At 60.2% G+C, this 25863-nt stretch carries 26 protein-coding genes and 1 tRNA gene; 19 read left to right on the top strand and 8 right to left on the bottom strand.

What is annotated here, in order from left to right:
* Nucleotides 1-118: 118 nt before the first annotated feature.
* Nucleotides 119-757: a LysE family translocator gene (locus tag QEP12_RS11475; protein WP_284214344.1), complete on the bottom strand. Its 639-nt coding sequence runs from the start codon at nucleotides 755-757 to the stop codon at nucleotides 119-121.
* Between the two features lie 116 nt (nucleotides 758-873).
* Here QEP12_RS11475 and QEP12_RS11470 point away from each other — a divergent pair, with 116 nt between their 5' ends.
* A complete protein-coding gene (locus tag QEP12_RS11470; RefSeq protein WP_174862895.1) occupies nucleotides 874-1311 on the top strand; it encodes a DUF1841 family protein in 438 nt (145 codons plus the stop codon).
* A gap of 93 nt (nucleotides 1312-1404) precedes the next feature.
* Here QEP12_RS11470 and QEP12_RS11465 read toward each other — a convergent pair whose 3' ends face one another.
* A complete protein-coding gene (locus QEP12_RS11465) occupies nucleotides 1405-2058 on the bottom strand; it encodes a c-type cytochrome (RefSeq protein ID WP_174862894.1) in 654 nt (217 codons plus the stop codon).
* Nucleotides 2059-2166: 108 nt separating this feature from the next.
* Between QEP12_RS11465 and QEP12_RS11460 the strand changes: the two genes are divergently transcribed.
* The 8 genes from QEP12_RS11460 (at nucleotide 2167) to QEP12_RS11425 (ending at nucleotide 12681) form a co-directional block, all read left to right on the top strand.
* Nucleotides 2167-3009 carry an AAA family ATPase gene (locus QEP12_RS11460; RefSeq protein ID WP_284214343.1) on the top strand — a complete coding sequence of 281 codons (843 nt, stop codon included), beginning with the start codon at nucleotides 2167-2169 and terminating at the stop codon, nucleotides 3007-3009.
* A 122-nt stretch (nucleotides 3010-3131) separates the two neighbouring features.
* Entirely contained in the window at nucleotides 3132-3380 is a 249-nt protein-coding gene (locus QEP12_RS11455; protein ID WP_219162677.1) for a hypothetical protein, read from the top strand.
* 35 nt (nucleotides 3381-3415) lie between these two features.
* The gene (locus QEP12_RS11450; protein ID WP_284214342.1) at nucleotides 3416-4024 is read left to right on the top strand and encodes a GNAT family N-acetyltransferase; all 609 of its coding nucleotides are present in this window, start codon (nucleotides 3416-3418) and stop codon (nucleotides 4022-4024) included.
* Nucleotides 4025-4094: 70 nt separating this feature from the next.
* Nucleotides 4095-5282, top strand: a complete 1188-nt coding sequence (locus QEP12_RS11445; protein WP_284214341.1) for a vWA domain-containing protein — start codon at nucleotides 4095-4097, stop codon at nucleotides 5280-5282.
* Between the two features lie 4 nt (nucleotides 5283-5286).
* Nucleotides 5287-7146, top strand: a complete 1860-nt coding sequence (locus QEP12_RS11440; protein ID WP_284214340.1) for an autotransporter assembly complex protein TamA — start codon at nucleotides 5287-5289, stop codon at nucleotides 7144-7146.
* A gap of 4 nt (nucleotides 7147-7150) precedes the next feature.
* Nucleotides 7151-11272: a translocation/assembly module TamB domain-containing protein gene (locus QEP12_RS11435; protein WP_284214338.1), complete on the top strand. Its 4122-nt coding sequence runs from the start codon at nucleotides 7151-7153 to the stop codon at nucleotides 11270-11272.
* A 68-nt stretch (nucleotides 11273-11340) separates the two neighbouring features.
* Nucleotides 11341-11415, top strand: a tRNA-Arg gene (locus QEP12_RS11430).
* 243 nt (nucleotides 11416-11658) lie between these two features.
* On the top strand, nucleotides 11659-12681 hold the full coding sequence (locus QEP12_RS11425; RefSeq protein WP_284214336.1) for a patatin-like phospholipase family protein: 1023 nt from the start codon (nucleotides 11659-11661) through the stop codon (nucleotides 12679-12681).
* Nucleotides 12682-12800: 119 nt separating this feature from the next.
* Here the strand turns inward: QEP12_RS11425 and QEP12_RS11420 are convergent, their stop codons facing one another.
* Nucleotides 12801-13250: an acyl-CoA thioesterase gene (locus QEP12_RS11420; RefSeq protein ID WP_284214335.1), complete on the bottom strand. Its 450-nt coding sequence runs from the start codon at nucleotides 13248-13250 to the stop codon at nucleotides 12801-12803.
* 277 nt (nucleotides 13251-13527) lie between these two features.
* Here QEP12_RS11420 and QEP12_RS11415 point away from each other — a divergent pair, with 277 nt between their 5' ends.
* The 10 genes from QEP12_RS11415 (at nucleotide 13528) to QEP12_RS11370 (ending at nucleotide 22383) form a co-directional block, all read left to right on the top strand.
* A complete protein-coding gene (locus QEP12_RS11415) occupies nucleotides 13528-14556 on the top strand; it encodes an ABC transporter substrate-binding protein (RefSeq protein ID WP_284214334.1) in 1029 nt (342 codons plus the stop codon).
* Between the two features lie 63 nt (nucleotides 14557-14619).
* Nucleotides 14620-15447 (top strand): ABC transporter ATP-binding protein, encoded by an 828-nt coding sequence (locus QEP12_RS11410; protein WP_174862809.1) that lies wholly within the window; start codon nucleotides 14620-14622, stop codon nucleotides 15445-15447.
* Nucleotides 15448-15464: 17 nt separating this feature from the next.
* Entirely contained in the window at nucleotides 15465-16241 is a 777-nt protein-coding gene (locus tag QEP12_RS11405) for an ABC transporter permease (protein WP_284214332.1), read from the top strand.
* 440 nt (nucleotides 16242-16681) lie between these two features.
* A complete protein-coding gene (locus tag QEP12_RS11400; RefSeq protein ID WP_246254073.1) occupies nucleotides 16682-17239 on the top strand; it encodes a nucleoside deaminase in 558 nt (185 codons plus the stop codon).
* 77 nt (nucleotides 17240-17316) lie between these two features.
* Nucleotides 17317-18147 (top strand): urease accessory protein UreD, encoded by an 831-nt coding sequence (locus QEP12_RS11395; RefSeq protein ID WP_174862810.1) that lies wholly within the window; start codon nucleotides 17317-17319, stop codon nucleotides 18145-18147.
* A gap of 167 nt (nucleotides 18148-18314) precedes the next feature.
* Nucleotides 18315-19379, top strand: a complete 1065-nt coding sequence (locus QEP12_RS11390; protein ID WP_284214331.1) for a tripartite tricarboxylate transporter substrate binding protein — start codon at nucleotides 18315-18317, stop codon at nucleotides 19377-19379.
* 39 nt (nucleotides 19380-19418) lie between these two features.
* Nucleotides 19419-20408, top strand: coding sequence for a TauD/TfdA dioxygenase family protein (locus tag QEP12_RS11385; RefSeq protein ID WP_174862811.1), 990 nt, complete (start codon nucleotides 19419-19421; stop codon nucleotides 20406-20408).
* A 258-nt stretch (nucleotides 20409-20666) separates the two neighbouring features.
* Nucleotides 20667-21038, top strand: coding sequence for an Hsp20/alpha crystallin family protein (locus QEP12_RS11380; protein ID WP_174862812.1), 372 nt, complete (start codon nucleotides 20667-20669; stop codon nucleotides 21036-21038).
* A 145-nt stretch (nucleotides 21039-21183) separates the two neighbouring features.
* Nucleotides 21184-22029, top strand: a complete 846-nt coding sequence (locus QEP12_RS11375) for a M48 family metallopeptidase (protein ID WP_284214330.1) — start codon at nucleotides 21184-21186, stop codon at nucleotides 22027-22029.
* Nucleotides 22030-22128: 99 nt separating this feature from the next.
* Nucleotides 22129-22383 carry a putative hemolysin gene (locus QEP12_RS11370; protein ID WP_284214328.1) on the top strand — a complete coding sequence of 85 codons (255 nt, stop codon included), beginning with the start codon at nucleotides 22129-22131 and terminating at the stop codon, nucleotides 22381-22383.
* Between the two features lie 79 nt (nucleotides 22384-22462).
* On the opposite strand, the gene QEP12_RS11365 is transcribed toward QEP12_RS11370, so the two are convergent.
* From QEP12_RS11365 to urtC, 5 genes are all read right to left on the bottom strand, one after another.
* Nucleotides 22463-22831 carry a GNAT family N-acetyltransferase gene (locus QEP12_RS11365; protein WP_343034149.1) on the bottom strand — a complete coding sequence of 123 codons (369 nt, stop codon included), beginning with the start codon at nucleotides 22829-22831 and terminating at the stop codon, nucleotides 22463-22465.
* A complete protein-coding gene (locus tag QEP12_RS17020) occupies nucleotides 22749-22931 on the bottom strand; it encodes a hypothetical protein (RefSeq protein WP_348521126.1) in 183 nt (60 codons plus the stop codon). Before QEP12_RS17020 ends, QEP12_RS11365 begins: the two co-directional genes overlap by 83 nt.
* A gap of 168 nt (nucleotides 22932-23099) precedes the next feature.
* Nucleotides 23100-23792: an urea ABC transporter ATP-binding subunit UrtE gene (gene urtE, locus QEP12_RS11360; protein WP_284214326.1), complete on the bottom strand. Its 693-nt coding sequence runs from the start codon at nucleotides 23790-23792 to the stop codon at nucleotides 23100-23102.
* 55 nt (nucleotides 23793-23847) lie between these two features.
* A complete protein-coding gene (urtD, locus tag QEP12_RS11355) occupies nucleotides 23848-24720 on the bottom strand; it encodes an urea ABC transporter ATP-binding protein UrtD (protein WP_284214325.1) in 873 nt (290 codons plus the stop codon).
* Nucleotides 24717-25862 carry an urea ABC transporter permease subunit UrtC gene (gene urtC / locus QEP12_RS11350; protein ID WP_284214323.1) on the bottom strand — a complete coding sequence of 382 codons (1146 nt, stop codon included), beginning with the start codon at nucleotides 25860-25862 and terminating at the stop codon, nucleotides 24717-24719. The genes urtD and urtC overlap by 4 nt, the downstream gene beginning before the upstream one ends.
* Between the last annotated feature and the right edge of the window lies 1 nt (nucleotide 25863).

The raw sequence follows: 25863 nt of genomic DNA, 5'->3' as shown, positions 1-25863 counted from the left end.
TCAGTCGGCCGCGCGACAAGGGTTGCCCCTTAAGCCTCATGCATCCAATCAGCCTCTAGCGCTTATGCGGCAAGCGCCAGCAGCTATGATTTATTTTGCAAGCCTGCAAGCCTGAGGATTACCCTTGGTGCACAGAACGCTGCACAAAAAACAGCCCCGCCCCCACCAGCATCAGCAGGCCGCCAAAAATCCGGTTTTGCCAACGCATCGCTTCTGCGCTGCGCATCCAGCGGCGCAAAGCACTGGCACTGGCCGCATAGCCGTGCATGACCACGGTATCTACGGCCAGACAGGTCACCGACATCACCAGCAACTGCACCCACAGCGGGCGCTGGGTGCTTAAAAACTGCGGCAATACCGCCACCATGAAAATGATGCCCTTGGGGTTGGTCGCATTGGTCAAAAAACCCGATAACGTGCGCTGCTGCCAAGGCAGGGGCGTAGCTTGCAAATGCCCCACATCCACCCCGTTACCCACACTGCGCAACTGGCTCCACCCCAGATAAATCAGGTAGCAAGCACCCAGCACTTTCACCACCGTAAAGGCTACATCGGAGGCAATCAGCACTGCGCCCACGCCCCCACCGGCTATCAAAAGAATGAGCAGCAAGCCCAGTTGCAGACCACCAATGGTGGCGGAAGTCTGGCGCACACCGTAGGCCAGGCCGTGGCTCATGGACAGCACCGCGCCAGAGCCGGGAGAGATGGCAATAAACACGCACGCCGAAAAAAACGCCAACCAAGTCTGAAAATCCATGAACCCACACCCAAGAGCTGCACACCCAAAGCGTGCGATCTTACGCTTGCGCGGCAGCCTGGTGTTTGGCACCTTGGCGACTGGTTTTCCATGGTCATGCTACGCTAGCGGCCATCATGCTTTTCAACCCCACCCAAGCTGACGTACGCCGTTTTTTTTGCAGCGTACGCAGCAAAATGAACACCAACGCCCCCATGAAGGCGATTGAGACACTGGCCAGCCTGTGGATTGATGAACACCCCGAATACTTCGCCGAGCTGGACGATGTAGAGGCTGCCGTCCAACGCAATTACGATCTGGAGCCAGAGCGCACCAACCCGTTCTTGCACCTGTCCATGCACCTGTCCATCAGCGAACAATGCAGCATTGACCAGCCCCGCGGCATACGCCAGGCAGTGGAGCTGCTGGCCAAGCGCCGTGGTGACTTACACAAAGCGCACCATGAAGTGATGGAATGCCTGGGCCAAATGCTGGCCGACAGCCAGCGCAACGGCCATCCGCCCGATGGCAACCAGTACGTCGCCGCCGTGCAGCGCCGCGCCACCAAAGACTAAGCAGCTTGCCAATGCCCCAAAAACAAAGCCCGCACTGTGCGGGCTTTGTTTTTTGAGGGGGGCGCAGAAGGCAGATTGGCCGCAACCTACTGTTCAGCGGAAATGCGGCTGGGGCACGGTTTTCAAATCACCGTCCAGCTTGCCAATGTAGTTGGCCAGCAGCTTGAGCTCTTGGTTGCTGAACTGCTGCGCAATCGGCGCCATGATGCCGTTGCTGCGCCCCACCCTGGCGTTGTCCGTCGTTTTATACGATTTCAGCGCCACCAACACATAGTCCGCATGCTGACCCGCCACTTTGGGGTAGCTGGCATCAATGGGTTTGCCAAAGTTTTGCCCGTGGCAGCTAAAGCACGCGCCTTTTTCGATCAAGGCGGCGACCTGGGCCGGCGGGTCATGGGGCTGCACTTCAGCACGTGAGGGGCTTTGTGCCTCGTAGTATGCAGAGACATCAGCAATATCTTGATCGCTCAGCGACTGCGCAATCCCGCGCATTGTCGGATGGCGACGATCCCCTTTGCGGTAAGCGTCTAGTGCTGCAGCCATATATGCGGCAGACTGCCCTCCGATCATCGGTACCTTGTGCACCTCCGGAAAACTGGCTTGGTAGCCCGGAATGCCATGGCAGCCAATACACATGGCCACCTTGCCTTTACCTGCCTGGATATCGCCCTGCGCCGTTTGGGCAGTGGCGGACGACGTCGCACAAGCGACAAACATTGCAAACACCGTGGTCCATGTTTTGATCATTTGTGCACAAAATCCTTTGCAAAGTTGTAGCTGGGATCTGCTCGCGAAAATTCATTATCAGAGCAGTTGTCAAGCACTCACATCAATGTTTACGCTGATATCACGCCCATGAAATTCCAAGGTTCTGACAATTACGTTGCCACCCAAGACTTGATGTTGGCCGTCAACGCCGCCATCCAGCTACAGCGCCCGCTGCTGGTGAAAGGGGAGCCTGGCACGGGCAAAACCATGCTGGCCGAAGAAGTGGCCGCAGCCCTGCACATGCCTTTGCTGCAATGGCACATCAAGTCCACCACCAAGGCACAGCAGGGCCTGTACGAATATGACGCGGTTTCGCGTCTGCGCGACAGCCAGTTGGGCGACGAACGCACGCAAGACATCCGCAACTACATTGTCAAAGGCGTGCTTTGGCAGGCGTTCACTTCCGAGCAGCCCGTGGCCTTGCTGATCGATGAAATCGACAAAGCAGACATTGAGTTCCCCAACGATTTGCTGCGCGAAATCGACCGCATGGAGTTTTACTGCTACGAAACCCGCGAGATGGTCCGCGCCAAGCACCGCCCGCTGGTGTTCATCACCTCGAACAACGAAAAAGAACTGCCCGACGCGTTCTTGCGCCGCTGCTTTTTCCACTACATCAAGTTCCCCGACGCAGACACCATGCGCCAAATCGTGGCGGTGCACTTTCCCACCCTCAAGGGTGACTTGCTCAGCGCCGCGCTCAAGACCTTCTACGACGTGCGCGGCCTGCCCGGCCTGAAAAAAAAGCCTTCGACCAGCGAGCTGATCGACTGGCTCAAGCTGCTGGTGGCCGAAGACATTCCGCTGGAAGCGCTGCAATCGCCCGACCAAAAAGTGTCTGTGCCGCCGCTGGTGGGCGCACTGCTGAAGAACGAACAGGACATGAGCCTGTTTGAAAAACTGGTGTTCATGAACCAGCGCAACCGCTGACCCTGGCGCGCGTGTGCGCTGACGTGGCGCTGACACCCCCTTTGCAGACTTGCCCCAATGCGCAAAACCGCCGCTTGTCGTAGCTTTACAGGCTTCACCACCAATCATCAGGGAGATCAACAATGGCTTCTGCGCAAAAACTGCTGCTGGAAGGGGTGTCTGACGCGGTGTGCTTCATGCTGGGCGCACTGGCTGGCTATGGCCTCGGGCAAGCTGTGGGCATCGACATCTTTAGCGACGGCTACAGCGGCTCCAGCATGGTGGGTATTTTGATGGTCGGCCTCGGCGGTGGTGCAGGCTTGCACCTGGCGCGCATCTGGCGCAACCGCCAAAAATCCAAAGCTGCGCTGGAAGAAGCCGAAGCCGATTGATTGCGTTGAAAGCCGAGCCCCGTATGCCTGACGCCATGCCTGCTTTTGTTGCACCCGTCCAGTTGCAAGGCTGGGGCGTTCGTTTGCAGCCCCTGACACTGGCGCACACCGCAGGCCTGCAAGCGGCGGCGGCAGACGGCCAGCTGTGGAATCTGCGCGTGACCTGGGTGCCAGCGCCCGATGAAACCACGGCCTACATCGACAAAGCGCTGGAGATGCAAGCCCAAGGCACGCGCTACCCCTTTGTCGTCACCGATGCCCACAGCGGCCAAGTGCTGGGCACCAGCAGCTACCACGACATCGTGCCCGGCGCCCAGCGCCTGGAAATTGGCTACACCTGGTACGCCGCCAGCGTGCAACGCAGCCACGTCAATACCGCTGCCAAGCTGCTGTTGATGCAGCATGCCTTTGAGACGCTGGGCTGCGCCGTGGTGGGCTGGCGCACCGACATTCTGAACACCCGCAGCCAGCAGGCCATTGAGCGGCTGGGTGCGCACAAAGATGGCGTCATCCGCCACCACACCCCACGCTGGGACGGCACGGTGCGCGACACAGTCATGTACAGCATGCTGGCAGCCGAATGGCCCGCCGCACAGCAGCGCTTGCTTGCAAAACTGCAGCAGCTAGCGCCTGTCAATGCTTGATATAAGCATGAAAACTATCTGAAACCCAAATAAAACCAGCGCTAGCAGCTCTCTTTTTAGACTCTTCCCCATGTTGATCGACTTTTTCTACACCTTGCGCGCTGCCAAACTGCCGGTATCGGTCAAGGAATTTTTGATGCTGCTGCAGGCGCTGGAGGCCGGTGTGGTGGGCCCGCGCAGCGAAGACGGCTGGAGCCTGGATGATTTTTACTTCCTCGCCCGCACCATCGTCGTCAAAGATGAGAAGCACTACGACAAGTTTGACCGCGCCTTTGCCGCCTACTTCAAAGGCGTGGAAATGGTGGCCGATTTCAAAAAAGATCTGCCCGAAGAGTGGCTGCGCAAGCTGCTGGACAAAGAACTCACGCCCGAGCAAAAAGCCGCCATCGAGAAGATGGGCTGGGATGAGTTGATGGAGACTTTAAAGAAGCGCCTGGAAGAGCAAAAAGGCCGCCACGAAGGCGGCAACAAATGGATTGGCACGGGCGGCACCAGCCCCTATGGCCACGGCGGCTACAACCCGCAGGGCGTGCGCATTGGCGGCCCCGGCAAAAACCGCAGCGCCGTCAAAGTGTGGGAGCAGCGCGCCTACCGTGACTACGACGACACGCAAGAGCTGGGCACGCGCAACATCAAGGTGGCCCTGCGCCGCCTGCGCAAGTTTGCCCGCCAAGGCAGCAACCTGGAGCTGGACTTGCCCGACACCATCCGCAGCACCGCCGCCAACGCGGGCTGGCTGGACATCAAGATGGTGCCCGAGCGCCACAACAACGTGAAGGTGCTGCTGCTGATGGACGTGGGCGGCACCATGGACGACCACATCCAGCGGGTGGAAGAGTTGTTCAGCGCCGTCAAAAGCGAGTTCAAGCACCTGGAGTTTTATTACTTCCACAACTGCGTCTACGACTTCATGTGGAAGAACAACCGCCGCCGCTTTGCCGAGAAATTCGACACCTGGGACATCATTCGCAAGTACAACAAAGACTACAAGCTGATCTTTGTGGGCGATGCCACCATGAGCCCGTATGAAATCATCCAGCCCGGCGGCAGCGTGGAATACAACAACGATGAGCCCGGTGCCGAATGGTTGCAAAGACTTACCAATGCTTTCCCGCACCATGCATGGATCAACCCCGAGCCTCAGGGCGTGTGGGAATACCGCCAAAGTATTGACATCATTCGCCAACTCATGGGCGGGCGAATGTACCCCCTTACATTAAAAGGTCTGGAAGAAACCATGAGGCTGCTGTCAAAATAGGTTCATGCCCAAGCCTTTTCTCTCAAAGACGTCGGCGTTGCCGTCGGCGTTTTTGTTAGCCAGTGCGCTGCTGCTGTCTGGCTGCAGCCTGCTGTCCAAAGACCGAAATTCCCCGTCCGCTGTGGGCCCGGCCAGTTTCACGCTGGAAGTCCAAGCCCCCAAAGATGTGCGCGAGCTGCTGCAAGAGCACATGGAGCTGCAGCGCTACCGCCAGTTGAGCGATTTGCGCCGCAGCGAACTGGGCCGCCTGCTGGGCGCGGCGGACGCCAACATCCGCAGCCTGCTGGGCACCATGGGGTATTTTTCGCCCAGCATAGAGCTGCAGTTGATTGACACCCCTGACGACCCGGACACACCCCTCAAAGTCTTGGTCAAGGTGGAGCCCGGCACACCCACCACCATTGCACAGGCCCGCGTGGACTTCAGCGGCACCAATGCTGACGACCCCAAAGGGCTGAACATGCGCGAAGGCATTCGCCGCAACTGGGCGCTGCCCGAGGGGGCCCAGTTCACCCAGTCCGCGTGGAGCAATGCCAAAAATGACGGCATACGCCGCTTGCAAAATCGCCGCTACCCCACGGCCAGCCTCACGGAAAGCCGCGCCGACATTGACACCGACACCCAGCAAGCGCAGCTCACCGTCACCTATGAACCCGGGCCTGCGTATTACTTTGGCCCTTTGGTGATTGAAGGCGCGCAGCGCTACAACCCGTCGGGCCTCATTCGCCTGGCACGCCTGCCCGTGGGCGATGAATACCGCCAAACCACCTTGCTCGACACCCAGCAACGTTTGGCCAACAGCGGCTATTACGACTCCGTGTTTCTGACGCTGGCCACCGAGGTCGCGCAGCCCGGTGACACCGAAGTGCATGCCCCTGTGATTGCGCAAGTGCGCGAGGCCAAGCTGCAAAAGTGGGTCTACGGCTTGGGGGTCAGCACCGATACTGGCTTTCGCTTCTCTGTCGACCACACGCACAACCGCGTGCCGTATCTGGACTGGCGCGCCCAAAGCAAGCTGCAACTGGACAAAAAGAACCCCTTGCTGTCCACCCGCATCACATCGTTGCCCGACTACAGTGGCTGGAATTACTTTGTGGGCGGCAAAGCTGCCCGTGAAGAACTGGCGGACTACACCGCCAACAGTGTGAGCTTGGTGGCCGGGCGCGGCAAAAGCGAAGACAAGATCGACCGTGGCTACTACCTGCAATACGACATGGCTAAGGCGCAGGGCGAAGGGGCACCACCGTCCAGCTCGTCCCTCACGCTCAACTATGGCTGGACGGGCCGCTACTTCAACAACCCGACCAGCCCCACGCGCGGCTATGGCCTGGGCTGGGAAGTGGGCGCGGGTAGCACCATCACCCCCGAGCGCAAACCCTTTGGCCGCATGGCCGCCCGCTGGCTGTACCTGATGCCACTGGATCGCAACGAAGGAGAAACCGGACGGCGCAGCCGGCTGGCTTTTCGGGCCAATGGCGGTGCGGTGATTGCCAATAGCAACACGGTGGTGCCGATCACCCAGCTGTTTCTCTCGGGCGGCGACACCACCGTGCGCGGCTACAGCTACCAAAGCATTGGCGCGCGTACCGACAACGACAAACTCATCGGTGGTCGCTATATGGCGTCGGGCAGCGTGGAATGGCAACGCCCCATCACGATTGCGGGCAACCGCAACGATTGGGAACACGCCATGTTTGTCGATGCAGGTACGGTCACAGATTCACTGGACACCTACACCGTCTTTGTCGGCGTGGGCACCGGCATTCGCTGGCGCAGCCCCGTAGGCCCACTGCAAGCCGACCTGGCCTATGGCCTGGAAACCAAGAAGGTGCGCTTGCACCTGCGCTTGGGCTTCAACTTCTGATTGCATGCAAGAACGTCAAGAACCCTCGCTGGAGAGCGCAAACACTCCGCCTTCCAAGCCCCCCGCAGCGCCACCGCGTCGTCGCCGCCGATGGCTGCGCTGGCTGATGATGGCGATTGCCCTGTCACTGATTGCGGTTTGCGCGCTGCTGGGCATGGCTTGGTGGTGGGCCGGTCAGGCCGATTCTTTGCAGCGCACGCTGGCCCGTGTTGCCAGCTGGATGCCTGCAGACCAAAAGCTCGAGGCCGATGGCATTGAAGGCAGCTTGCGCCATGGCGGTCGCATTGACTGGTTGCGCTGGACCAGCCCCGCCTTGCAAGTGGAGATCAAAGGTACCGACATCGCTTGGCGCTTGCAGCCTTTGCTGCAGCGAGAGCTGCGCTTTGGCCGCGTGAACATGGATGAGTTGCGCATTCGCAGCACGCCACAGCCCAAAGAAGACACCCCCACCACGCCATTGCAATCACTGCAGCTGCCCATGCGCCTAGATATACCGGTGCGCATCGAAAAATTAGTCTGGGAGGGGCCACCAGAGACCACCGTGACCGCGCTGTATGGGCAATACCGCTACACCGGCAGCCACCATGAGTTGCAAGTCAGCAGCTTGCACTATGCCGGCGGCTTGTATGAAGCCCAGGCCAAGCTGCAAGCCGCCGCCCCCATGCAGCTGGAAGCCCAATTGCAAGGCGCGATCAAAGCGGCCCTGCCACACCAGCCTTCGCAAACCCTCCCCATCACTGCCAGTGCCGACATCCACGGCACGCTGGCCACCGAAGCGGCCAAGCTCACCATCAAAGCCCAAGCCCATACCCCACATGCTGCTAATACGGCTAACACGGCGGGCACGCCCGACCCAACGGACAACAGCTTGTCCGCCAATGTCAGCGCCATCCTTCGCCCTTGGCTGGCACAGCCTGTAGAGCAAGCGCAGGCCGATCTGCGCCATGTGGATGCGGCATTGTTCATGTCCAACGGGCCACACACGGATTTGAGCGGCACGCTGCAAGCCGGGCCCGATCGCACCGGCTGGAAGCTGCATGCCGATTTGCACAACGCGCGGCCCGGGCCTTGGGACCAACAAGCATTGCCCGTGCGCGCCGTGGTGGCAGATGCACACTTTGATGGTGTGCAAACGTGGACGCTGGAGCAAGCGCGCATCTTCTTGGGCAAAGCCAACGCGCCAACCGATCGGCAGGCCCAGCTGCAAGCCCAAGGCAGTCTGGATACCAAGCTCCAAACCATCGAGGCCACCGCCGTCATCGATGGATTGAACCCCGCAGACCTCTACAGCAGTTTGGATGCCGCACCGATTTCAGGCCGGTTGCAAGCCAGCACGGATGCTGAGCAGCAAGTGCAATTTGCACTGAACCTGCAGTCTCAGCCCACGCGCAACGCCAGAGCTTTGCGCATCGCCAGCGCGCGCGCCGAAGGCCAGTGGAAGGCGCCGGTTCTGCATATCCGCGATCTCCAGCTGAATGCCTTGCAAGCAGAGCTTCAAGCGAATGCGCTCAGCTGGAACCACAGCACCCAGACCATCGAAGGGACGCTGCAAGCCCAGTTCCCAGGCGCCCAGTTGGATGCCAACTTGAATGCTGGCCCAGCCACAGGCCAAGGCCAGCTGCAGTTGCAAATCAGCGCTGCAGAACCACTGGGGCAGTGGCTTTCACGCCTGCCCTTGGGCACAGACCCTCTGGCGGGCGCCCAACTGGCGGGCAACGCCTCTGCTGCACTGAACTGGCGCGGTGGATGGCAAAAACTACAACAACGCCTGGAAAACCCTGCAGCGCCTTTGCAAGCCAGCGGCTTGCAGCTAGAGGGGAAGTTACAAGCCAATTCATTCAGCTACCGCCCTGCGAATGGCATTGCTACACAGTTGCCACAACTGCAACTGCAGTTTTCCGGCAGCCCTGAGAGCCTGCGTATCAACCTAGATGGCAAAGCACAACAAGGCGCGCAATCCGTGGCGCTGCAAACAGCGCTGACGGCAGGTCTGTGGGTGGCACAAGGCGCTGCACCCACTGACTGGCAAGCCAAGATTGATGCGCTGAGCGCGCGCTGGAGCCCGCAAGGCAGCGACAGCCAGGCGTGGCAAATCAAACTGAGCGCGCCAGTCTCTGCCAGCCAACGCACCACCGGCAACCCGGTGCGCAGCACACGCATTCAAGCCAGTGGCAGCCAGCTGGTCGTAACCCCGCCCAGCAGCCAAGGCGCACAAACAGCCAGTATCGAGTGGCAACCTCTGCTGCTGCGTAAGGCAGGCAACGGCGCTTGGGCGCTGCAATCGCAGGGGCGCTTAAGTGGCATTCCTCTGGCCTGGGTGGATGCGTTCAGCCCCAACCCCAAAGCGCCGTTGCTCGCAAGCGCCGGTGTTGGCGGTGACCTGGTGGTGCAAGGCAGCTGGAACATTGACACCACAGGCCGCCAACTGCGCGCCGATGTGCTGCTGGAGCGCGCCAGCGGTGACATCCGCTTGCTGGTGGAAGACACTGACTCCAGCAACATCACCGTAGTACGTAGTACGGGTGCCAGCGAAATCAATGCCCAAAGCGGTCAGGTACAGGCACGCACCCTGCGCGGCATTGGCATGCGCACCCGTTTGCAAGAACTGCGCTTGCAAGTCAGTGCCCAGGGCAATGACCTGCGCGGCCAACTGGTCTGGAACTCCGAGCGAGCAGGCCAAATTCAAGCCGATGTGCGCAGTCAATTGCGCGCGACCCAGGACGGCTTTAGCTGGCCTGAAAATGCTCCCATCAATGGCACGATCCAAGCGGCCTTGCCTAATATTGGCATCTGGGCTTTGGTGGCACCGCCGGGCTGGCGTGTCAGCGGCACATTCAATGCCAATGCCACCGTGTCGGGCACGCGCAGTGCCCCGCGCTGGGATGGGCAACTCAGCGCGGACGAGCTCAGTGTGCTGTCTTTGCTGGACGGCGTAGACCTGAAAAATGGCCGACTGCGTGCCCGCCTGCAAGGCACACGCCTGGACATTACCGAGCTGTACCTGCAGGGCGGCGAAGGCAGCAGCACACGCATTCTGGGGCAAAGCGGCAACCTGACTTCTGCCCCCAAAGACGGCGGCACGCTCAAAGGGTCTGGCTTTGTGGAATACAACTCCCAACCTGCTTCAGACAGCCCAGGCATGCGCATGGACATTCGAGCCGTCGCCGAACGCCTGCAAGTGCTGGTGCGTGGCGACCGCCAGCTCAGCGTCAGCGGCGGATTGCAAGCCACGCTGGAGCGCGGGCGCTTCAGCCTCCTCGGCGATTTGAAGGTTGACCGCGCTGCCATCATGCTGGCAGACAGCTCGGCACCCACGCTCGACAGCGATGTGCACATCACGTCCGCCGCCATCCGCCAAGCCGCGCAAGACAAGGCCGACCAAGCCGCCGCCCGCATGCAAAAAGCGCAAGAAGCAGGCTCCGTGCAGGCAGCACAGCCACCCCACATTCAAGTCCAACTGGATCTGGGCAATGACTTTGCACTGCAGGGCTACGGCATCACGACCCGCTTAGAAGGCCAGTTGCAAGTGAGCAATGGACCTCGGATCACGGGTGAGATCCACACCGTCAACGGGCGCTACCGCGCCTGGGGGCAATCGCTGGATGTGCAAAGTGGCACCGTGCGCTTCAACGGCCCCTACGCCAACCCTGCCATCGACATCGTGGCCGTGCGGCCCAATATTGAAGTCAAGGCCGGCGTCAAAGTCACTGGCAGCGCCAACGACCCGCGGGTGACCTTGTTTTCCGAGCCCGAAATGTCCGATGCCGAAAAGCTCTCCTGGGTGGTCATGGGCCGCAGCGCGGCAGCGGGCGGTGCGGAAACCGCACTGCTGCAACAAGCGGCACTGGCCCTGCTCAGCGGGGGCGGGGGCACGGGCAACTTCGCCAGCCAGCTGGGGTTTGATGAAGTGGGCCTCAAAGGCCCCAGCGAAGATGGCACACAGGGGGCTGCGGTGACAGTAGGCAAACGCTTGTCCAAAGACTTGTATGTGGCCTATGAGCAAAGCCTGTCCGGCGCGATGGGCACCTTGTTCATCTTCTACGACCTCTCACGCCGCCTGACCTTGCGCGGTCAAACTGGCGTGCAAACCGCTGTGGACTTGATCTACACCAGAAGCAAAGACTGACCGCCAGCCGTGCACTGCGCAGTTTGGCCTAGCCCTGCATTTGCAACACTTACAATATGTGCCCGCGTCCCTTTGTAGTTCAATGGATAGAACGGACCCCTCCTAAGGGTCAGATGCAGGTTCGATTCCTGCCGAGGGGACCATCCGATGCTTTCGGATAGTCTCAAAAGCCCTCAAAACCCGCATATCTACTAGGTACGCGGGTTTTTTCATAGGCGGCCTCAGTGTGGGTAGCTGCAGATCAGTTTGGCCGGTTGGTACAAGTGCAAGTGCAGGCCTGCAACCAAGCTGCCCGCCATAGCAGCGGCTGCGCCATGCACACAAAGCCAGCAGCGTTTTTGATGCAGCCACAGGTAGCACAGCGGGTATTTATGCAAGATTGCGCCATGTATTTCCAAGCTTTTCTTCGTTCTGCCGCGGGTGCCTGCGCGCTTTTGCTGGCGGCATGCAGCAGTACGCCCAGCACCCCCTTGCCTGCGGCGCGCACCGACCATACCGCGCAGCCTGTGCGCATCGGCCTTGCCCTGGGGGGCGGTGCAGCCAAAGGCTTTGCCCACATTGGCGTCATCAAAATGCTGGAAGCCAATGGTTTCACCCCCGACATGGTGGCGGGCACTAGCGCTGGCAGTGTGGTGGGCGCGCTGTATGCCAGTGGCATGAATGCGTTTGAGCTGCAAGCCAAAGCCGTGGCGCTGGATGAAGCCAGCATTCGCGATCTGCAATGGTCTTCGGGCGGGGTCGTCAAAGGCCAAAAGTTGCAGGATTACGTCAACGCCCAAGTCAACAACCAGCCGCTGGAAAAGCTGGGCAAACCGTTTGTGGCAGTTGCCACCCGCCTGGAAGATGGCAAGCGCACCGTGTTTGCCCGCGGCAATACCGGGCAGGCCGTGCGCGCTTCCAGCAGCATTCCTGGTGTTTTTGAGCCGGTGCGCATTGGCGACAGCCACTATGTGGATGGCGGCGTGGTCAGCCCCGTGCCCGTCAACGCAGTGCGTGAACTGGGGGCCGACATCGTGATTGCGGTAGACATTTCCGACAAGCCGCGCGGCCAAAAGCCCAGCAACTTGCTGGGCACCATGAGCCAGTCCTTGGCCATCATGGGCCACCGGCTGGGCCAGGCCGAACTCAAAACGGCAGACATCACCGTGCGCCCCAAGGTGCTGGACATGGGCGCTGCAGACTTTACCCAGCGCGCCCAAGCTATTTTGGAGGGCGAGAAAGCCGCTTTGGCGGTGATGCCGCAAATCCGCGCCAAAGTGGCCCAGCTGCAAGCTGAACGCAGCCAAGCGGCGCAGCAGGCCCAGCAACGTGCCGCCCAAGAGCGCTTGCAAAGCTGTCTGGCGCAGCGCAGCAGCTGGCAAAAAGTCACCGGTTTGGCGGGCTTGGACAGCAGCTGCACGCCGCCTTAAAACCAAAAAGCATAGCTACCAACGCATGAAAAACATGGTTTTCAGCATAGAAACCATGTGATTTCCTTTGAAATAAAGCGCTAGCCGCTCTTATTTTTATTATTGGTCTGTGCACGGCCTCAGCAGACTTCGGCGGCCAACAGCTCCAGTTGCGCCAGCCGTTGCTTCAAGCGCTCGGGCACCGCGCAGGGGCGTTTGCTGCTGCGATCCACACAGACGACGCCTATCTTGCCCAGCGTGATGGGCTGCCCGCTTTCTGCATCCACCACCCGGTAGGCCAGATCAAAGCCTTTGGCCGCCATATCGCGCACGGCCAGCTGCACCTGCACCACTTGCTGTGGAAAGGCCTCAGCCTTGTACTGCACGGCCTGATCGCCAACAAAAATCTGCACGCCCTCGACATTGTTTTCGCGATAGCCCAAGGCCGCAAAAAACGCACAACGCGCCTGCGACGCCAGTTGCAGCAACTGCACGTTGTCCGTGTGCGCACCGGGGTGCAATGCAGGCGGGCACACCAGCTGCACGGCAAAAACGGCGTCCTCAAAATCGGCAAACTGAATGCGGGCCATGTGCGAAATTCCTTGGGGCTACGCCCATATTGGTGCGACGCAGCATTTTTAGCGCATTGCGTGCACTGCGCTGTCACCTTGGTGCAAACCCGTAGGCACGCGCACCAAGCCAGCGCAAGGGTGCCCGGTTGCGCCCGGTGGCAACCCAACGCCATACAAAAACTGCATACAAAAAGCAGGCATTGTTTTTGCTCACTCCTTGGCGAAGCTGCAGACGCTGTGCAGACACAGCCCCGCAGCGGATCTTTTTGGACCACTTCGCAACCAGGAGCCCCCCATGCAAAAACGTCGTTTCTTGCAAGCCACCGCCGCTTTGGCTTTGGCCAGCAGTTTGGGTGCCGCGCACGCACAAAACACCCCCCTCAAATTCCAGCTGGACTGGCGTTTTGAAGGGCCGTCGGCCTTCTTTTTGCTGCCCGTGGCCAAGGGGTACTTCAAAGAGGCGGGCCTGGATGTGAGCGTGGATGCCGGCAACGGCTCGGGCGGCGCCGTGCAGCGCGTGGCCTCGGGCTCTTACGACATTGGTTTTGCCGACATGGCCTCGCTGATGGAGTTTCACGCCAACAACGCCGAGGCGCCCAACAAGCCCTTGGCCGTCATGGTGGTCTACAACAACACCCCCGCCGCGGTGATGGCGCTCAAGAAAAGCGGCATCACCACACCCGCTGATTTGAGCGGCAAAAAGCTGGGCGCGCCGGTGTTTGATGCGGGCCGCAAAGCCTTCCCCACTTTTGCCAAAGTCAACAAGGTGAGCAACGTGGCCTGGACGGCCATGGACCCCCCGCTGCGCGAAACCATGCTGGTGCGCGGTGATGTGGATGCCATCACCGGCTTTACCTTCACCAGCTTGCTGAACCTGGAAGCACGCGGCGCCAAGGCCAGCGATGTGGTGGTCATGCAGTACGCCGACCACGGGGTGAAGTACTACGGCAACGTGATCATTGCCAGCCCCAAGCTGATCAAAGAGAACCCCGAAGCCCTCAAAAACTTCTTGGCCGCCTTCGCCAAGGGCGCCAAGGAGGTGATGGCCAAGCCAGCAGACGCCATCCAGTATGTGAAAGCCCGTGACGGCATTGCCAACGCGGCGCTGGAAAGCCGCCGCCTACAGCTGGCGATTGACACCGTGGTCAACAGCGCCGACGCCCGCAAGGAAGGCTTTGGCCGCCTGGATGCCAGCCGCCTGTCGCTGATGGCCTCGGAAGTCTCGGACGCCTTCGGCACCAAGACCCGCATTGATCCCCAAGCAGTCTGGAACGGCAGCTTCCTGCCCAGCGCGGCGCAGCTGGACGTGCTGCCCCAAAAGTAAGGCCGCAATCTAACCCTGCGGTCAGGCGTCCTCTTGCCTGACCGCACCTTGTGATGGATCCGTATGCAAAGCGTTGCAGCCCCTTATTTTGTTGATTTCCGTGATGTCTGGCTGGCCTACAACGACGAGTTGCTGGCGCAGAACCACTTTGCCGTCGAAGCCATTGACCTGCAGGTCAAAACCGGGGAATTCATTGCCATTGTCGGCCCCTCGGGCTGCGGCAAATCCACCTTCATGAAGCTGGCCACCGGCCTGCGCATGCCCTCCATGGGCAAAATTTTGATCGATGGCCAGCCCGTGACCGGGCCGCTGAAAATTTCCGGCATGGCGTTTCAGTCGCCCTCACTGCTGCCCTGGCGCACCACGGTAGACAACGTGCTGCTACCGCTGGAAATTGTGGAGCCCCACCGCAGTCAGTTCAAAACCAAGCGCAAGGAATACGAAGCACGCGCGCGCCACCTGCTGCAAAAAGTGGGGCTGGGTGGTTATGAGGACAAATTCCCCTGGCAACTTTCGGGCGGCATGCAGCAACGCGCCAGCATCTGCCGCGCGCTGATCCACGAGCCCCAAATGCTGCTGCTGGACGAGCCGTTTGGCGCGCTGGACGCATTCACGCGCGAAGAGTTATGGTGCATCTTGCGCGACCTGCACGCTGAGCAGCAGTTCAACGTCATCCTGGTCACGCACGACCTGCGCGAATCGGTGTTTCTGGCCGACACCGTGTATGTGATGAGTAAAAGCCCCGGCCGCTTTGTGGTGCGTCGAGACATTGCGTTTCCCCGCCCGCGCGATCTGGAGCTGACCTACACCAAGGCGTTCACCGACATCGTCCACGAGCTGCGCGGCCACATCGGTGCCATGCGCCAAACCGGTGCAGTGATCAACCAATAAGCAGCCAAGGATTCGGAATGTACAAACTCAACAACAAACAGCTGGAGCGCTGGTCGCCCTGGATTTTGCTGCTGGCGGTGGTGGTGCTGTGGCAGGTGCTGTGCGCCGCGCTGGAGGTCTCGCCCTTCATCTTTCCCAGCCCGGCACTGATCCTCAAAGACTTCATGGAATACCACGCCGTGATTGCGGGCCACGCCTGGCGCACCTTCTGGGTCACCATGGCCGGCTTTGGCATTGCGATTGTGGTGGGCGTGCTGCTGGGCTTTTTGATTGGCAGCTCTCGCCTGGCCTATGCGGCGGTCTACCCGCTGATGACCGCGTTCAACGCCCTGCCCAAAGCAGCTTTTGTGCCGATTTTGGTGGTCTGGCTGGGCATTGGCATTGGCCCTGCCATCTTGACAGCCTTTCTCATCAGCTTTTTCCCCATCACCGTCAACATCGCTACGGGCCTGGCCACGCTGGAGCCTGAACTGGAAGACGTGCTGCGCGTGCTGGGCGCCAAGCGCTGGGATGTACTGATCAAAGTCGGCCTGCCCCGCTCGCTGCCTTATTTTTATGGCTCGCTCAAAGTGGCCATCACCCTGGCTTTTGTGGGCACCACCGTGTCAGAGATGACCGCCGCTAACGAAGGCATTGGCTATTTGCTGATCTCGGCAGGCTCTTCCATGCAAATGGGGCTGGCCTTTGCGGGCTTGCTGGTGGTGGGCGCCATGGCCATGGCCATGTACGAACTGTTCAGCTGGGTGGAAAAGCGCACCACAGCCTGGGCACACCGCAGCTCACACAGCCATTGAAGCACCTTGCCCTGCCGCAGCTGGCAGCTGGGTCACTGGGTGTACATGTTTTGTTCCTCGACTTGGGCCTGCCTCGTGCAGGCCTTTTTTTTGAGGGGATGCAGGCGCCCCCTGCTGGCGCACCACCCAGCCCACACCGATGCATAGCACAGATGCGCTGCTGGAGAAATATGCATCAAATAGCACTCCAGCGCTTGATAGACAAGCGCTAGCAGCTCCTATTTTTACCACCACACGCCGCACTGGCGCACGCCTACCACCAGCCAGCGCAAGCCATCCAGCACAGGCAGGCTCACATAGGCTTACAAATTTCTACCGTAAAGCCCCCGCTTGCCCCCATCTGCTTGGCATGCCCTGTGCATTAAAGCGCTGTGAGACAGAGGCCTTGGCGTTGTGCACCGGGGCCACGGCCCCCTCCCCTCCACCCAGGAAAGGCCACCATGCACGATCGCTTTTTTCAATCCAACAGCCATGCCAACCAGATGCCCCCTGCTGACGAACACCATCTGAGCGACACCGACAGCCACTGGCTGCGTCAGTCGTTTATCTGGGCCAACGCAGCACGCCTGCGCGGCAACCGCCCGTTTGGCGCCATTGTGGTGGCCAGCAACGGGCGCATTCTGGCCGAAGCATTTAGCAACACCCAGGAAACGGGGGATCGCACCGGCCATGCTGAAATGAATGCCGTGCGCCAGCTGGGCACCGCCCGCCTGCAGGCTGACCTAGTTGCAGGGGCCACGCTGTACTGCAGTGCAGAGCCTTGTGCCATGTGTGCCAGCGCCATCTGCGCCGTGGGCCTGCGCCGCGTGGTGTTTGGCCTGGACTGGCCCCGGCTGCACCACATCCGCCCCGACCTGCGCCCCATCAACCTGAGCTGCCACGATGTGTTTGCCAGCGCCACAGCCCCCATGGAGTGTGCAGGCCCCTGTCTGGTCGACGAGGCACTGGCCGTGTATGAAGACAGTTGGTTTTCTGCCGACGACAGACACAGCACCTAGCCCCTATTCATGGCCTAAAGAATATGCCATCGCCCTAACTTGGTGCAACAGGCGCACTTCTTGCTTGCTGCATGCGCATGGCCTGGCTTGCTCAACTTGATCTTCAATACACCGTGCGCGCTGCGCGCACCTGCGTGCACTTTCGCCATGACGGCCCTTTGCGTGTGCTGCGCAGCCTCTACCCCGAAGGCGATGCGGTCTGCCACAACGTGCTGGTGCACCCCCCGGGCGGACTGGTCGGCGGTGATACCCTGGACATCCGTGTGCAGGTGGCACCAGGGGCGCATGCCCTGGTCACCACACCGGGTGCCACGCGTTTTTACAAAACCAATGGTGCCCCCGCCACCCAGCGCACGCATTTGCAGCTGGACGCTGGCGCACGCCTTGAATGGCTGCCGCTGGAAGCGATTGCCTACAACCAGTGCGATGCCCACAACCTGCTGCACCTGGACATTGCCGAGGGGGCGGAGTTGATAGCGTGGGATATCACCGCTTTTGGCCTGCCCCATGCACACGAGCCCTTTGAGCACGGAAGTTTTACCCAGCACATGGAATGGCCGGGCACATGGCTGGAACGCGGCACCCTCCGTGCAGACGATCACCTCCTCATGAATGGCCCTTTGGGTCTGGCACAACAGCGGTGCATGAGCAGCATGGTGCTGGCTTGTGGCACAGCACTCACACGCACACAGCGCGAGCAATTGCTGGAATCTACCCGCGCAGTGCTGGATGCCCACCCGCAAGGTACCTGGTGCGGTATTACCGCCCCCAATGACCATATGCTGGTGCTCCGAGGCTTGGCCCCCGTGGTGGAGCCACTGATGCAGTTGTGGCAGCAGGTGCGCCTGTGCTGGCGCACGCAGCATTGGGGCATTGCACCCACCACGCCGCGCATCTGGCACATGTGAAAAAGTCTGAGAAAAGACCTGCAAAAGGTCTGTGAAAAAGCAAATAAGAAACTCAACTTAGCTGCTTTGGTCACTTAGACATAAAAAAGCATTCGTTCCATAGAACAAGGGGAAATCCTAAAGTCCATCGCACAGCAATTCGCTGTGTTTGAGACCAAGGAAACCCCATGCAACACCACACCCGCCCCCTTGCCCAGCGCCGCCGCACCGTGACTCAATGGATGGCATGCATGGCGATGGCGTGCGTGGTGAGCGCCCCCGCCCAAGCCAGCGACGACAGCACTTGGCAGCCCAGCAAAAATCTGGAATTCATTGTCCCCGGTGGGGCCGGCGCCGCACTCGATATGGCGGCACGCAAACTCACCGATGTGCTGGCCAAAGAAGGCATTACCAGCAACTTCGTCGTCACCAACAAGCCTGGCGCGCACAGTATCCAGGCCCTGGAGACCGTGGCCCGCCACAAAGGTGATGCACACAGCCTGATCACCCTGAGCAGCGGCTACGTCACCAGCCAAGCGCAAGGCGCTTTGCCAGCACACCTGCAAAACCTGACACCGCTGGCCACGCTGTTTCGCGAATTTGTGACCGTGGTGGTGCGTGCCGACTCTCCTGTGCGCAATGCCCAGGATTTGGTCGCACGCCTCAAGCAAGACCCTTCGGGGCTGTCGATTGGCATCTCCAACACGCTGGGCAACCACATCCACTTGGGCATTGCGCAACCGCTCAAGCAAGAAGGTGTCTCGGTGCAGCAATTGCGCATCGTTCCCTACAAATCCTCCGCAGAGTCCATGGGCGCGCTCGTCGGTGGGCACTTGGATGTGGTCGCCGCCACCACGCCCAATTTGCTGCCTTACCTGGAAAGTGGCCGCATTCGCGTGATTGCCATTGCTGCCGATGAACGCCTGCAAGGTGTATTCGCGAAAGCACCGACCTGGAAAGAACAGGGCATTGACTACGTCAGCAATGCCTACCAAGGCGTGATGACCGCTCCCAATGCAACACCTGCGCAAAAAGCCTATTGGCTGCAAGCGCTGCGCCGTGCCACCCAAACCAAGGAATGGCAGGACTTTGTCGCCACCAACCAATGGCAACACCTTTTCTTAGGCCCAGAAGCCACCAGCCAAGCCATTCGCAGCCAAATTGCCAGCACCCATGCCTTGCTCGATGAACTGGGCCTGTTGCCAGCGAATGCCCAACGCCTTGCACAAGCAGGCACACGCCCGGCTCGCTAAATCCGACTTTTTGAAAACATCGCCTGAAAGATTTGCACCATGAACGCACCATTGAATCTCTCGCCCCGCCAACTGCTGCAGCAACGTTTGCAAGATGCACAAACAGCTACCCCCCATGTGACCGTCACCCCCCAATCGGCCCACATTGGTGCCTTGATTGGCGGCGTGGATCTGCACCAGCCACTCACGGCAGCCGAAGTGAACACCATTCACTCCGCGTTGCTGCAATGGAAAGTGGTGTTCTTCCGTGAACAGCACCTCAGCCATGAACAGCATGTGGCGTTTTCCAGCCAGTTTGGCGAGCTGACCATTGGCCACCCCGTGTTTGGCCATGTGGATGGTCACCCGGAGCTCTATTCGATTGCCAAGCACCGCCGTGCCAACAGCTACAGCAGCGAGCCAGAGCGCCGCCCTTGGACAGGCTGGCACACCGACGTCACAGCCGCTGTCAACCCGCCCGCAGGCTCTATCTTGCGCGGCGTAACTATTCCCCCCTACGGTGGTGACACCCAGTGGACCAACTTGGTGGCCGCGTATGAAGCCTTGTCCGAGCCACTCAAAGCTTTCCTGAACACCCTGCGTGGAGAGCACCGTTTCAGCCCACCCGCAGGCGCCAACCCCACAGCGGAATATTTGGAACTGATCCAGCAAAACACCTTGGTCAGCGAGCACCCTTTGATCACCCTGCACCCAGAGACGGGAGAGAAGATTTTGTTCATCAGCCCCGGCTTTCTCAAAACCATCTCGGGCCTGCACACCCGCGAAAGCCGTGTGTTGCTGGAGTTGCTGTGGGAACACGCGGTGCGCAGCGAATTCACCGTGCGCTTCAAGTGGGAGCCCGGCTCCATCGCTTTCTGGGACAACCGCTCTACCGCCCACGTTGCACCGCAAGACATTTTTGACCTGGAATTTGACCGCCAGCTCTACCGCTCCACCTTGGTCGGCACAGTACCTGTGGGGGCTGATGGACGCCCCTCCACCGCTGTCCAAGGCAATCCCGTGCTCGCTGCCCACGGCGCTGCTTTCTAAGCGTCACAACACCCACGGGTTGACCTCCCTGATTGTCTCCTCTGCAGGCCATGCCTGTCGTGGTTTGAAGGTGCTGCTTGCAGCACCTTTTTTTTATTGCATTCGTAAAAATAACCACCATTAAAGACGGTTAGGCATTTTTCAAGTGCTTTTCGCAAAATTTATTCTTCAAAAAAATCTCTTGAAAAGCCTCTGGGCGTGCACATTTAGGAAACATCCAGGCGCAGACAGCGCCAACCCAACACAAGGAGTTTTCGCATGTTCCTCGCTAGCCCTCTCATCCGCCACGTATCCCGTCCGGATGCCACCCTGCAGCGCTTTATGCAGGCAGCAACCAATGCCGCGCAACAGCCTCTGCAGGACTTTCAAGTCAACTACACCGACGACGCCACCACACTGGCTGTGGATGTGCCCGGTTTGCGCCGTGACCAACTGCAACTGCGCATTGAAGACAACATGGTGCATCTGCAAAGCGTCGAAGGGGCGCCACGCCAAGTGCGCCGCAGCTGGGAGCTGCCGCACGAGATTGATGCCGCAGCATCCTCCGCCAAGCTGGACTTGGGCGTGCTGACGCTGACCCTGCAGCGCACCAAGCCTGTCGATAAAACAGTGGCGCTGAACATCGAGTAAACCGTGCAGGCGCTTTCCTGCCCATCAAGCCGCATGGTGCAAACCATGCGGCTTGTTTGCGTAGCCCCCCGCTCTTTTGCCGCCGCATGGCTGGGCTGTGATTGAATCGGGTGTTTTGTATGCTTGCTACAGACTGCCCAACGCTATGGCCTTTGACATCTTCTCCCGCTGGTTGCTGCGCATGGGCAGCGTGTTGCTGACAAGCGCCACTTTGCTGGGCTGCGCCAGCACCACCAACTCGGGTGCGATTGGTCTGCAGCGCAGCCAGTTGATGCTGATTTCCAGTGAAGCCATCAATGCCCAGGCCGCCAAAGGTTTTCAGCAACTCACGGCGGATGCGCAGTCCAAGAAAAAGCTCAACACCAACCCCGCCATGACCCAGCGCGTGCGCCGCATCGGTCAAGACTTGATTGGTCAGGTGGGCGTGTTCCGCCCGGATGCCCGCAATTGGGCCTGGGAAATTAATGTGTTTGAGTCCGAGGACATCAACGCCTTCTGCGCCCCCGGCGGCAAGATCGGCGTGTACACCGGCCTCATCAACCAGCTGCAGCTGACCGACGACGAAATCGCCGCGGTGATGGGCCATGAAATTGCCCACGCCCTGCGTGAGCATTCACGCGAACAGGCCTCGCAAAAAACCATCTCCAGCCTCATTACCAGCACCGTGGCGGCAGCAACCGGCATGCCGGGCGAGCTGATGGACGCAGGCTCACAAATGCTGGTGCACCTGCCCAATTCACGTGCCATGGAGTTGGAATCCGATGTCATCGGTCTCGAGTTGATGGCCCGTGCTGGTTATGACCCACGCCATGCCTCCTCCATCTGGCGAAAGATGCAGCAGATCAAAGGTGGACAGCAAGGGGCCACGTTCCTGAGCACCCACCCCGCAGGGGATCAACGCATTGCCGAACTGGATGCCTATGTCCCCAAAGTCTGGCCGCTGTACCAAGCGGCCTTGGCAAGCAAAGGCCGCAAAGCCTTAGCGCGTTAAACAACGCTGCCTCGCTCAATTGGCGTGCCTGCGGCTTCACACCCCAGCCGGCATGTTTGTATGCTGGCACCCCCTTCTCTTCTTGCCTGGAGCATCGCCATGAAAAAAACTGCGGGCCTTGTCACTGCCGCCCTGCTGATGAGCGCCTGTGCTGCGCCACCCGCCCCCATCACTGCCTCACACCCCCATGTAGGCATTGCCAACCCAGCCTCGGTGTACTGCATCCAGCAAGGCGGCAAGTTGCGCATGGAGCCAACGACCCACGGCGCGCATGCCATCTGCATCTTGCCCAGCGGCCAAGAGGTGGATGAATGGGCGTACTACCGCCAACACCACCCTAGCCCCCAGCCCTAAGCGCAGCAGCGCCCGCTCCATCCAATGCACTGCTCGCCTTACCGCCCCTCCATCGCAGGGGGCATACATTCAGCGCAAATTACCCCTGTAGCAACGTCTTTCTATATAGAACATGCGCTCGCAGCGGATGCCCCTGAGGGAGCGCAGGGTGTTCAAACGTCAGCGCATCACGCACCATGCCCAGCCGTTGCATGACCCGCTCAGAACGCTTGTTGCCCAACGTGGTGAATGCAACCACTTCAGACAACCCCAATTCATGCCAGGCAAAGTCAAGTGCCGCACTCGCACCCTCTGTGGCCAGACCTTTGCCCCACGCATGGCGCGCAAGCCTCCAGCCGATTTCCACACACGGAGCAAAAGGCAGTTCAGCCGATGGAACATGCAAACCTATCCAACCGATGAACTCTTTGCTCGCTTTGTTTTCTGCCGCCCAGCCCCCCCCATCCACGCGATTCAATCAGCGCACGGCAGCGATCAGCTATAACTCGGCTCTCATTCTCAGTAAGAACGCTGGGGAAATAGCGCATGGTTTCAGCATCAGCGCTCATCCGTGCAAAGGCCGGATAGTCTGTATCCTTCCATTGGCGCAGCAACAGTCTGGTGGTCTCTAGCTCTCGCACCCGTTTCATGGCGTGGGCCTCCTCGCATCAAAGACCGATGGTAATTCCTGCGCTCTGATACCGCACCATGGCTGTGGCAGGCAACAGCCCAGCCCGTCAAATCGCCACCAGCTTTTGAATCTCTTGATCCTTCATTTCTGAACCGGGGCCGTAGGCAATCACCTCACCGCGCTCCATAACCAAGTATTCATCAGCCAGCTCTTGGGCAAAGTCGTAGTACTGCTCGCACAGCAGCACTGCCATGCCACGCTCCTTGGCCAGCATACGGATAACACGGCCAATGTCTTTGATGATGCTGGGCTGGATGCCTTCGGTGGGCTCATCCAAAATCAGCAGACCCGGCCCAGGAGCCAGCGCGCGCGCAATGGCGAGCTGCTGCTGCTGGCCGCCGGAGAGGTCACCGCCCCGGCGGGGCAGCATTTGTTTCAGCACGGGAAACAGCGCGTACAGATCCGGCGGAATCGGCGTGCTGCCGCTTTGGTAGGCCAAGCCCATGCGCAGGTTTTCCTCGACCGTCAAACGCCCAAAAATCTCGCGGCCTTGTGGCACAAAGCCAATGCCTGCACGGGCACGCTCGTAGGGCGTGAGCTTTTCAATCGGCTTGCCGTTCCATTCAATGGAACCGCTTTTGATGGGCACCAGCCCCATCAGGCTCTTGAGCAGCGTGGTCTTGCCCACGCCGTTGCGCCCCAGCAGCACCGTCACTTTGCCAGGCTCGGCCTGCACGCTCACATCGCGCAAGATGTGCGAGCCGCCATAGTACTGGTGCAGGTTTTTCACTTTGAGCATTTTTGGCCTCCGGCGCTGATGCAGATTGCGCCAACAGCTATCTTTTTCATATTCATCAACGCCCCAGATAGACCTCAACCACGCGATCGTCGGCCTGCACCTGGGCCAGCGTGCCTTCGGCCAGCACGCTGCCATCGCACAGCACGGTGACCTTCTCGCTGATGGTGGTGATGAAAGACATGTCGTGCTCCACCACCATCAACGAGTGCTGGCCCTTGAGGGTCAGGAACAGCTCGGCAGTGCGCGCGGTTTCGTCATCGGTCATGCCAGCCACGGGTTCGTCCAGCAGCAGCAACTTGGGCTCCTGCATCAGCAGCATGCCGATCTCCAGCCACTGCTTCTGGCCGTGGCTGAGCACGCCGGCCTGGCGGCGGACTTCGCTGGCCAGGTGGATGGTGTGCAGGATGCCGGCCAGCCGGTCGCTTTGCGCGCTGTCGAGCCGGAAGAACAGGGAGTGCTGCACGCCCTTGTGCGTCTTGAGCGCCAGCTCCAGGTTCTCGAACACCGTCAGCTGCTCGAACACCGTGGGCTTCTGGAACTTGCGGCCAATGCCCAGTTGCGCAATTTGCGGCTCGTTATGGCGCAGCAAGTCAATGGTGCTGCCAAAGAACACCGAGCCTTTATCGGGCCGCGTTTTGCCGGTGATGATGTCCATCATCGTTGTCTTGCCCGCGCCATTGGGGCCGATGATGCAGCGCAGCTCACCCGGCGCAATGTCCAGGTTCAGGCCGTTGATGGCCTTGAAGCCGTCGAAGCTGACGTGCACATCTTCCAGGTACAGGATGCGGCCATGGGTCACATCGACCTCACCCGGTGCAGCAATGCGCGCCATGCTGGCGCTGCGGCCACCCGACGCGGTGTGGTGCGCGGCCTTCTCGACTGCGGCACGCATGCGGACGGCCCCCGCTTCCATCAGGTCCGGGGTCATGCCGCACCTCCTTCTTGCTTCGATCCAAACTTGCTGCGCAGCTTGCGCACCACGCCAACGATGCCATTGGGCATCCACAGCGTCACGGCAATAAACAAAGCACCCAGAAAATACAGCCAGAACTCCGGTGCCGCCACCGTCAACCAGCTCTTGGCGCCGTTGACAGCAAAGGCTCCGACGATGGGGCCGATCAGGCTGCCACGCCCGCCCACGGCCGTCCACACGGCGATCTCGATCGAGCTGGCGGCCGACATTTCCACCGGGTTGATGATGCCCACCTGGGGCACGTACAAGGCCCCGGCCAGGCCGCACATCATGGCGCTGATGACCCAGATGGTCAGCTTGTAGGGCAGTGGCGAATAGCCCGAGAACATGACGCGCGTTTCCGCATCGCGAATGGCCTGCAGCACGCGGCCAAACTTGCTGCGCACCAGCCAGCGTGCCAGCAGAAAGCAGCCCAGCAGGGTGCAGCCCGTCAGCACAAACAGGGCCATGCGCATCTCCTGCGTGGCCAGCGGCATGCCGAGGATTTGCTTGAAGTCCGTGAAGCCGTTGTTGCCGCCAAAGCCGGTTTCATTGCGAAAGAACAGCAGCATGGCCGCATAGGTCAGCGCCTGCGTGATGATGGAGAAATAGACACCCTTGATGCGCGAGCGAAAGGCAAACCAGCCAAACACGAAGGCCACCACACCGGGCACCGCGAAGATCAGTATGAAGGTGGCGATGAAGCTGTCCGACAGCGCCCAGAACCACGGCAGCTCCTTCCAGGCCAGAAACACCATGAAAGCGGGCAGTTCCTCAGCGCCCACGGACTGGCGGCTCAGGTACATGCCCATGACATAGCCACCCAGCGCAAAGAACAGGCCGTGGCCCAAACTGAGGATGCCGGTGTAGCCCCAGATCAGGTCCATGGCCAGCGCGCAGATGGCGTAGCACATGATCTTGCCCAGCAGGCGCACCGCGTAGTCGGACAGGTGGAACACGCTGCCCTCGCCCACCCACAGGTTGAGCACCGGGGCCAGCGCGCACACCACGATCAGCGCCACCATGAAGGCGGCCCAACCCGGTTTGGTCAACAGCGGCTTGCGGCGCGGCAGCTCCACGGGCACGAACACATTCGATTTCAAAGTTGAAGCTGTCATG

The organism is Comamonas jiangduensis, assembly GCF_030162955.1.
Taxonomy (GTDB): domain Bacteria; phylum Pseudomonadota; class Gammaproteobacteria; order Burkholderiales; family Burkholderiaceae_C; genus Comamonas; species Comamonas jiangduensis.
Note: the sequence above shows the minus strand (reverse complement) of the source record. Positions and strands in the feature narration are given on the sequence as shown.

Excerpts from the sequence above, each read along its gene's own strand:
- QEP12_RS11375 (WP_284214330.1), top strand. The coding sequence starts at position 21,184 with ATGGCCTTTGACATCTTCTCCCGCTGGTTGCTGCGCATGGGCAGCGTG.
- QEP12_RS11420 (WP_284214335.1), bottom strand. The coding sequence starts at position 13,250 with ATGGCCCGCATTCAGTTTGCCGATTTTGAGGACGCCGTTTTTGCCGTG.
- QEP12_RS11465 (WP_174862894.1), bottom strand. The coding sequence starts at position 2,058 with ATGATCAAAACATGGACCACGGTGTTTGCAATGTTTGTCGCTTGTGCG.
- QEP12_RS11380 (WP_174862812.1), top strand. The coding sequence starts at position 20,667 with ATGTTCCTCGCTAGCCCTCTCATCCGCCACGTATCCCGTCCGGATGCC.
- QEP12_RS11445 (WP_284214341.1), top strand. The coding sequence starts at position 4,095 with ATGTTGATCGACTTTTTCTACACCTTGCGCGCTGCCAAACTGCCGGTA.
- urtE (WP_284214326.1), bottom strand. The coding sequence starts at position 23,792 with ATGCTCAAAGTGAAAAACCTGCACCAGTACTATGGCGGCTCGCACATC.
- QEP12_RS11460 (WP_284214343.1), top strand. The coding sequence starts at position 2,167 with ATGAAATTCCAAGGTTCTGACAATTACGTTGCCACCCAAGACTTGATG.
- QEP12_RS11370 (WP_284214328.1), top strand. The coding sequence starts at position 22,129 with ATGAAAAAAACTGCGGGCCTTGTCACTGCCGCCCTGCTGATGAGCGCC.
- QEP12_RS11395 (WP_174862810.1), top strand. The coding sequence starts at position 17,317 with ATGGCCTGGCTTGCTCAACTTGATCTTCAATACACCGTGCGCGCTGCG.
- QEP12_RS11470 (WP_174862895.1), top strand. The coding sequence starts at position 874 with ATGCTTTTCAACCCCACCCAAGCTGACGTACGCCGTTTTTTTTGCAGC.
- QEP12_RS11400 (WP_246254073.1), top strand. The coding sequence starts at position 16,682 with ATGCACGATCGCTTTTTTCAATCCAACAGCCATGCCAACCAGATGCCC.
- QEP12_RS11405 (WP_284214332.1), top strand. The coding sequence starts at position 15,465 with ATGTACAAACTCAACAACAAACAGCTGGAGCGCTGGTCGCCCTGGATT.
- QEP12_RS11475 (WP_284214344.1), bottom strand. The coding sequence starts at position 757 with ATGGATTTTCAGACTTGGTTGGCGTTTTTTTCGGCGTGCGTGTTTATT.
- QEP12_RS11455 (WP_219162677.1), top strand. The coding sequence starts at position 3,132 with ATGGCTTCTGCGCAAAAACTGCTGCTGGAAGGGGTGTCTGACGCGGTG.
- QEP12_RS11425 (WP_284214336.1), top strand. The coding sequence starts at position 11,659 with ATGTATTTCCAAGCTTTTCTTCGTTCTGCCGCGGGTGCCTGCGCGCTT.
- QEP12_RS11385 (WP_174862811.1), top strand. The coding sequence starts at position 19,419 with ATGAACGCACCATTGAATCTCTCGCCCCGCCAACTGCTGCAGCAACGT.
- QEP12_RS11390 (WP_284214331.1), top strand. The coding sequence starts at position 18,315 with ATGCAACACCACACCCGCCCCCTTGCCCAGCGCCGCCGCACCGTGACT.
- QEP12_RS11415 (WP_284214334.1), top strand. The coding sequence starts at position 13,528 with ATGCAAAAACGTCGTTTCTTGCAAGCCACCGCCGCTTTGGCTTTGGCC.
- urtD (WP_284214325.1), bottom strand. The coding sequence starts at position 24,720 with ATGACCCCGGACCTGATGGAAGCGGGGGCCGTCCGCATGCGTGCCGCA.
- QEP12_RS11440 (WP_284214340.1), top strand. The coding sequence starts at position 5,287 with ATGCCCAAGCCTTTTCTCTCAAAGACGTCGGCGTTGCCGTCGGCGTTT.
- urtC (WP_284214323.1), bottom strand. The coding sequence starts at position 25,862 with ATGACAGCTTCAACTTTGAAATCGAATGTGTTCGTGCCCGTGGAGCTG.
- QEP12_RS11435 (WP_284214338.1), top strand. The coding sequence starts at position 7,151 with ATGCAAGAACGTCAAGAACCCTCGCTGGAGAGCGCAAACACTCCGCCT.
- QEP12_RS17020 (WP_348521126.1), bottom strand. The coding sequence starts at position 22,931 with ATGAGCGCTGATGCTGAAACCATGCGCTATTTCCCCAGCGTTCTTACT.
- QEP12_RS11410 (WP_174862809.1), top strand. The coding sequence starts at position 14,620 with ATGCAAAGCGTTGCAGCCCCTTATTTTGTTGATTTCCGTGATGTCTGG.
- QEP12_RS11450 (WP_284214342.1), top strand. The coding sequence starts at position 3,416 with ATGCCTGCTTTTGTTGCACCCGTCCAGTTGCAAGGCTGGGGCGTTCGT.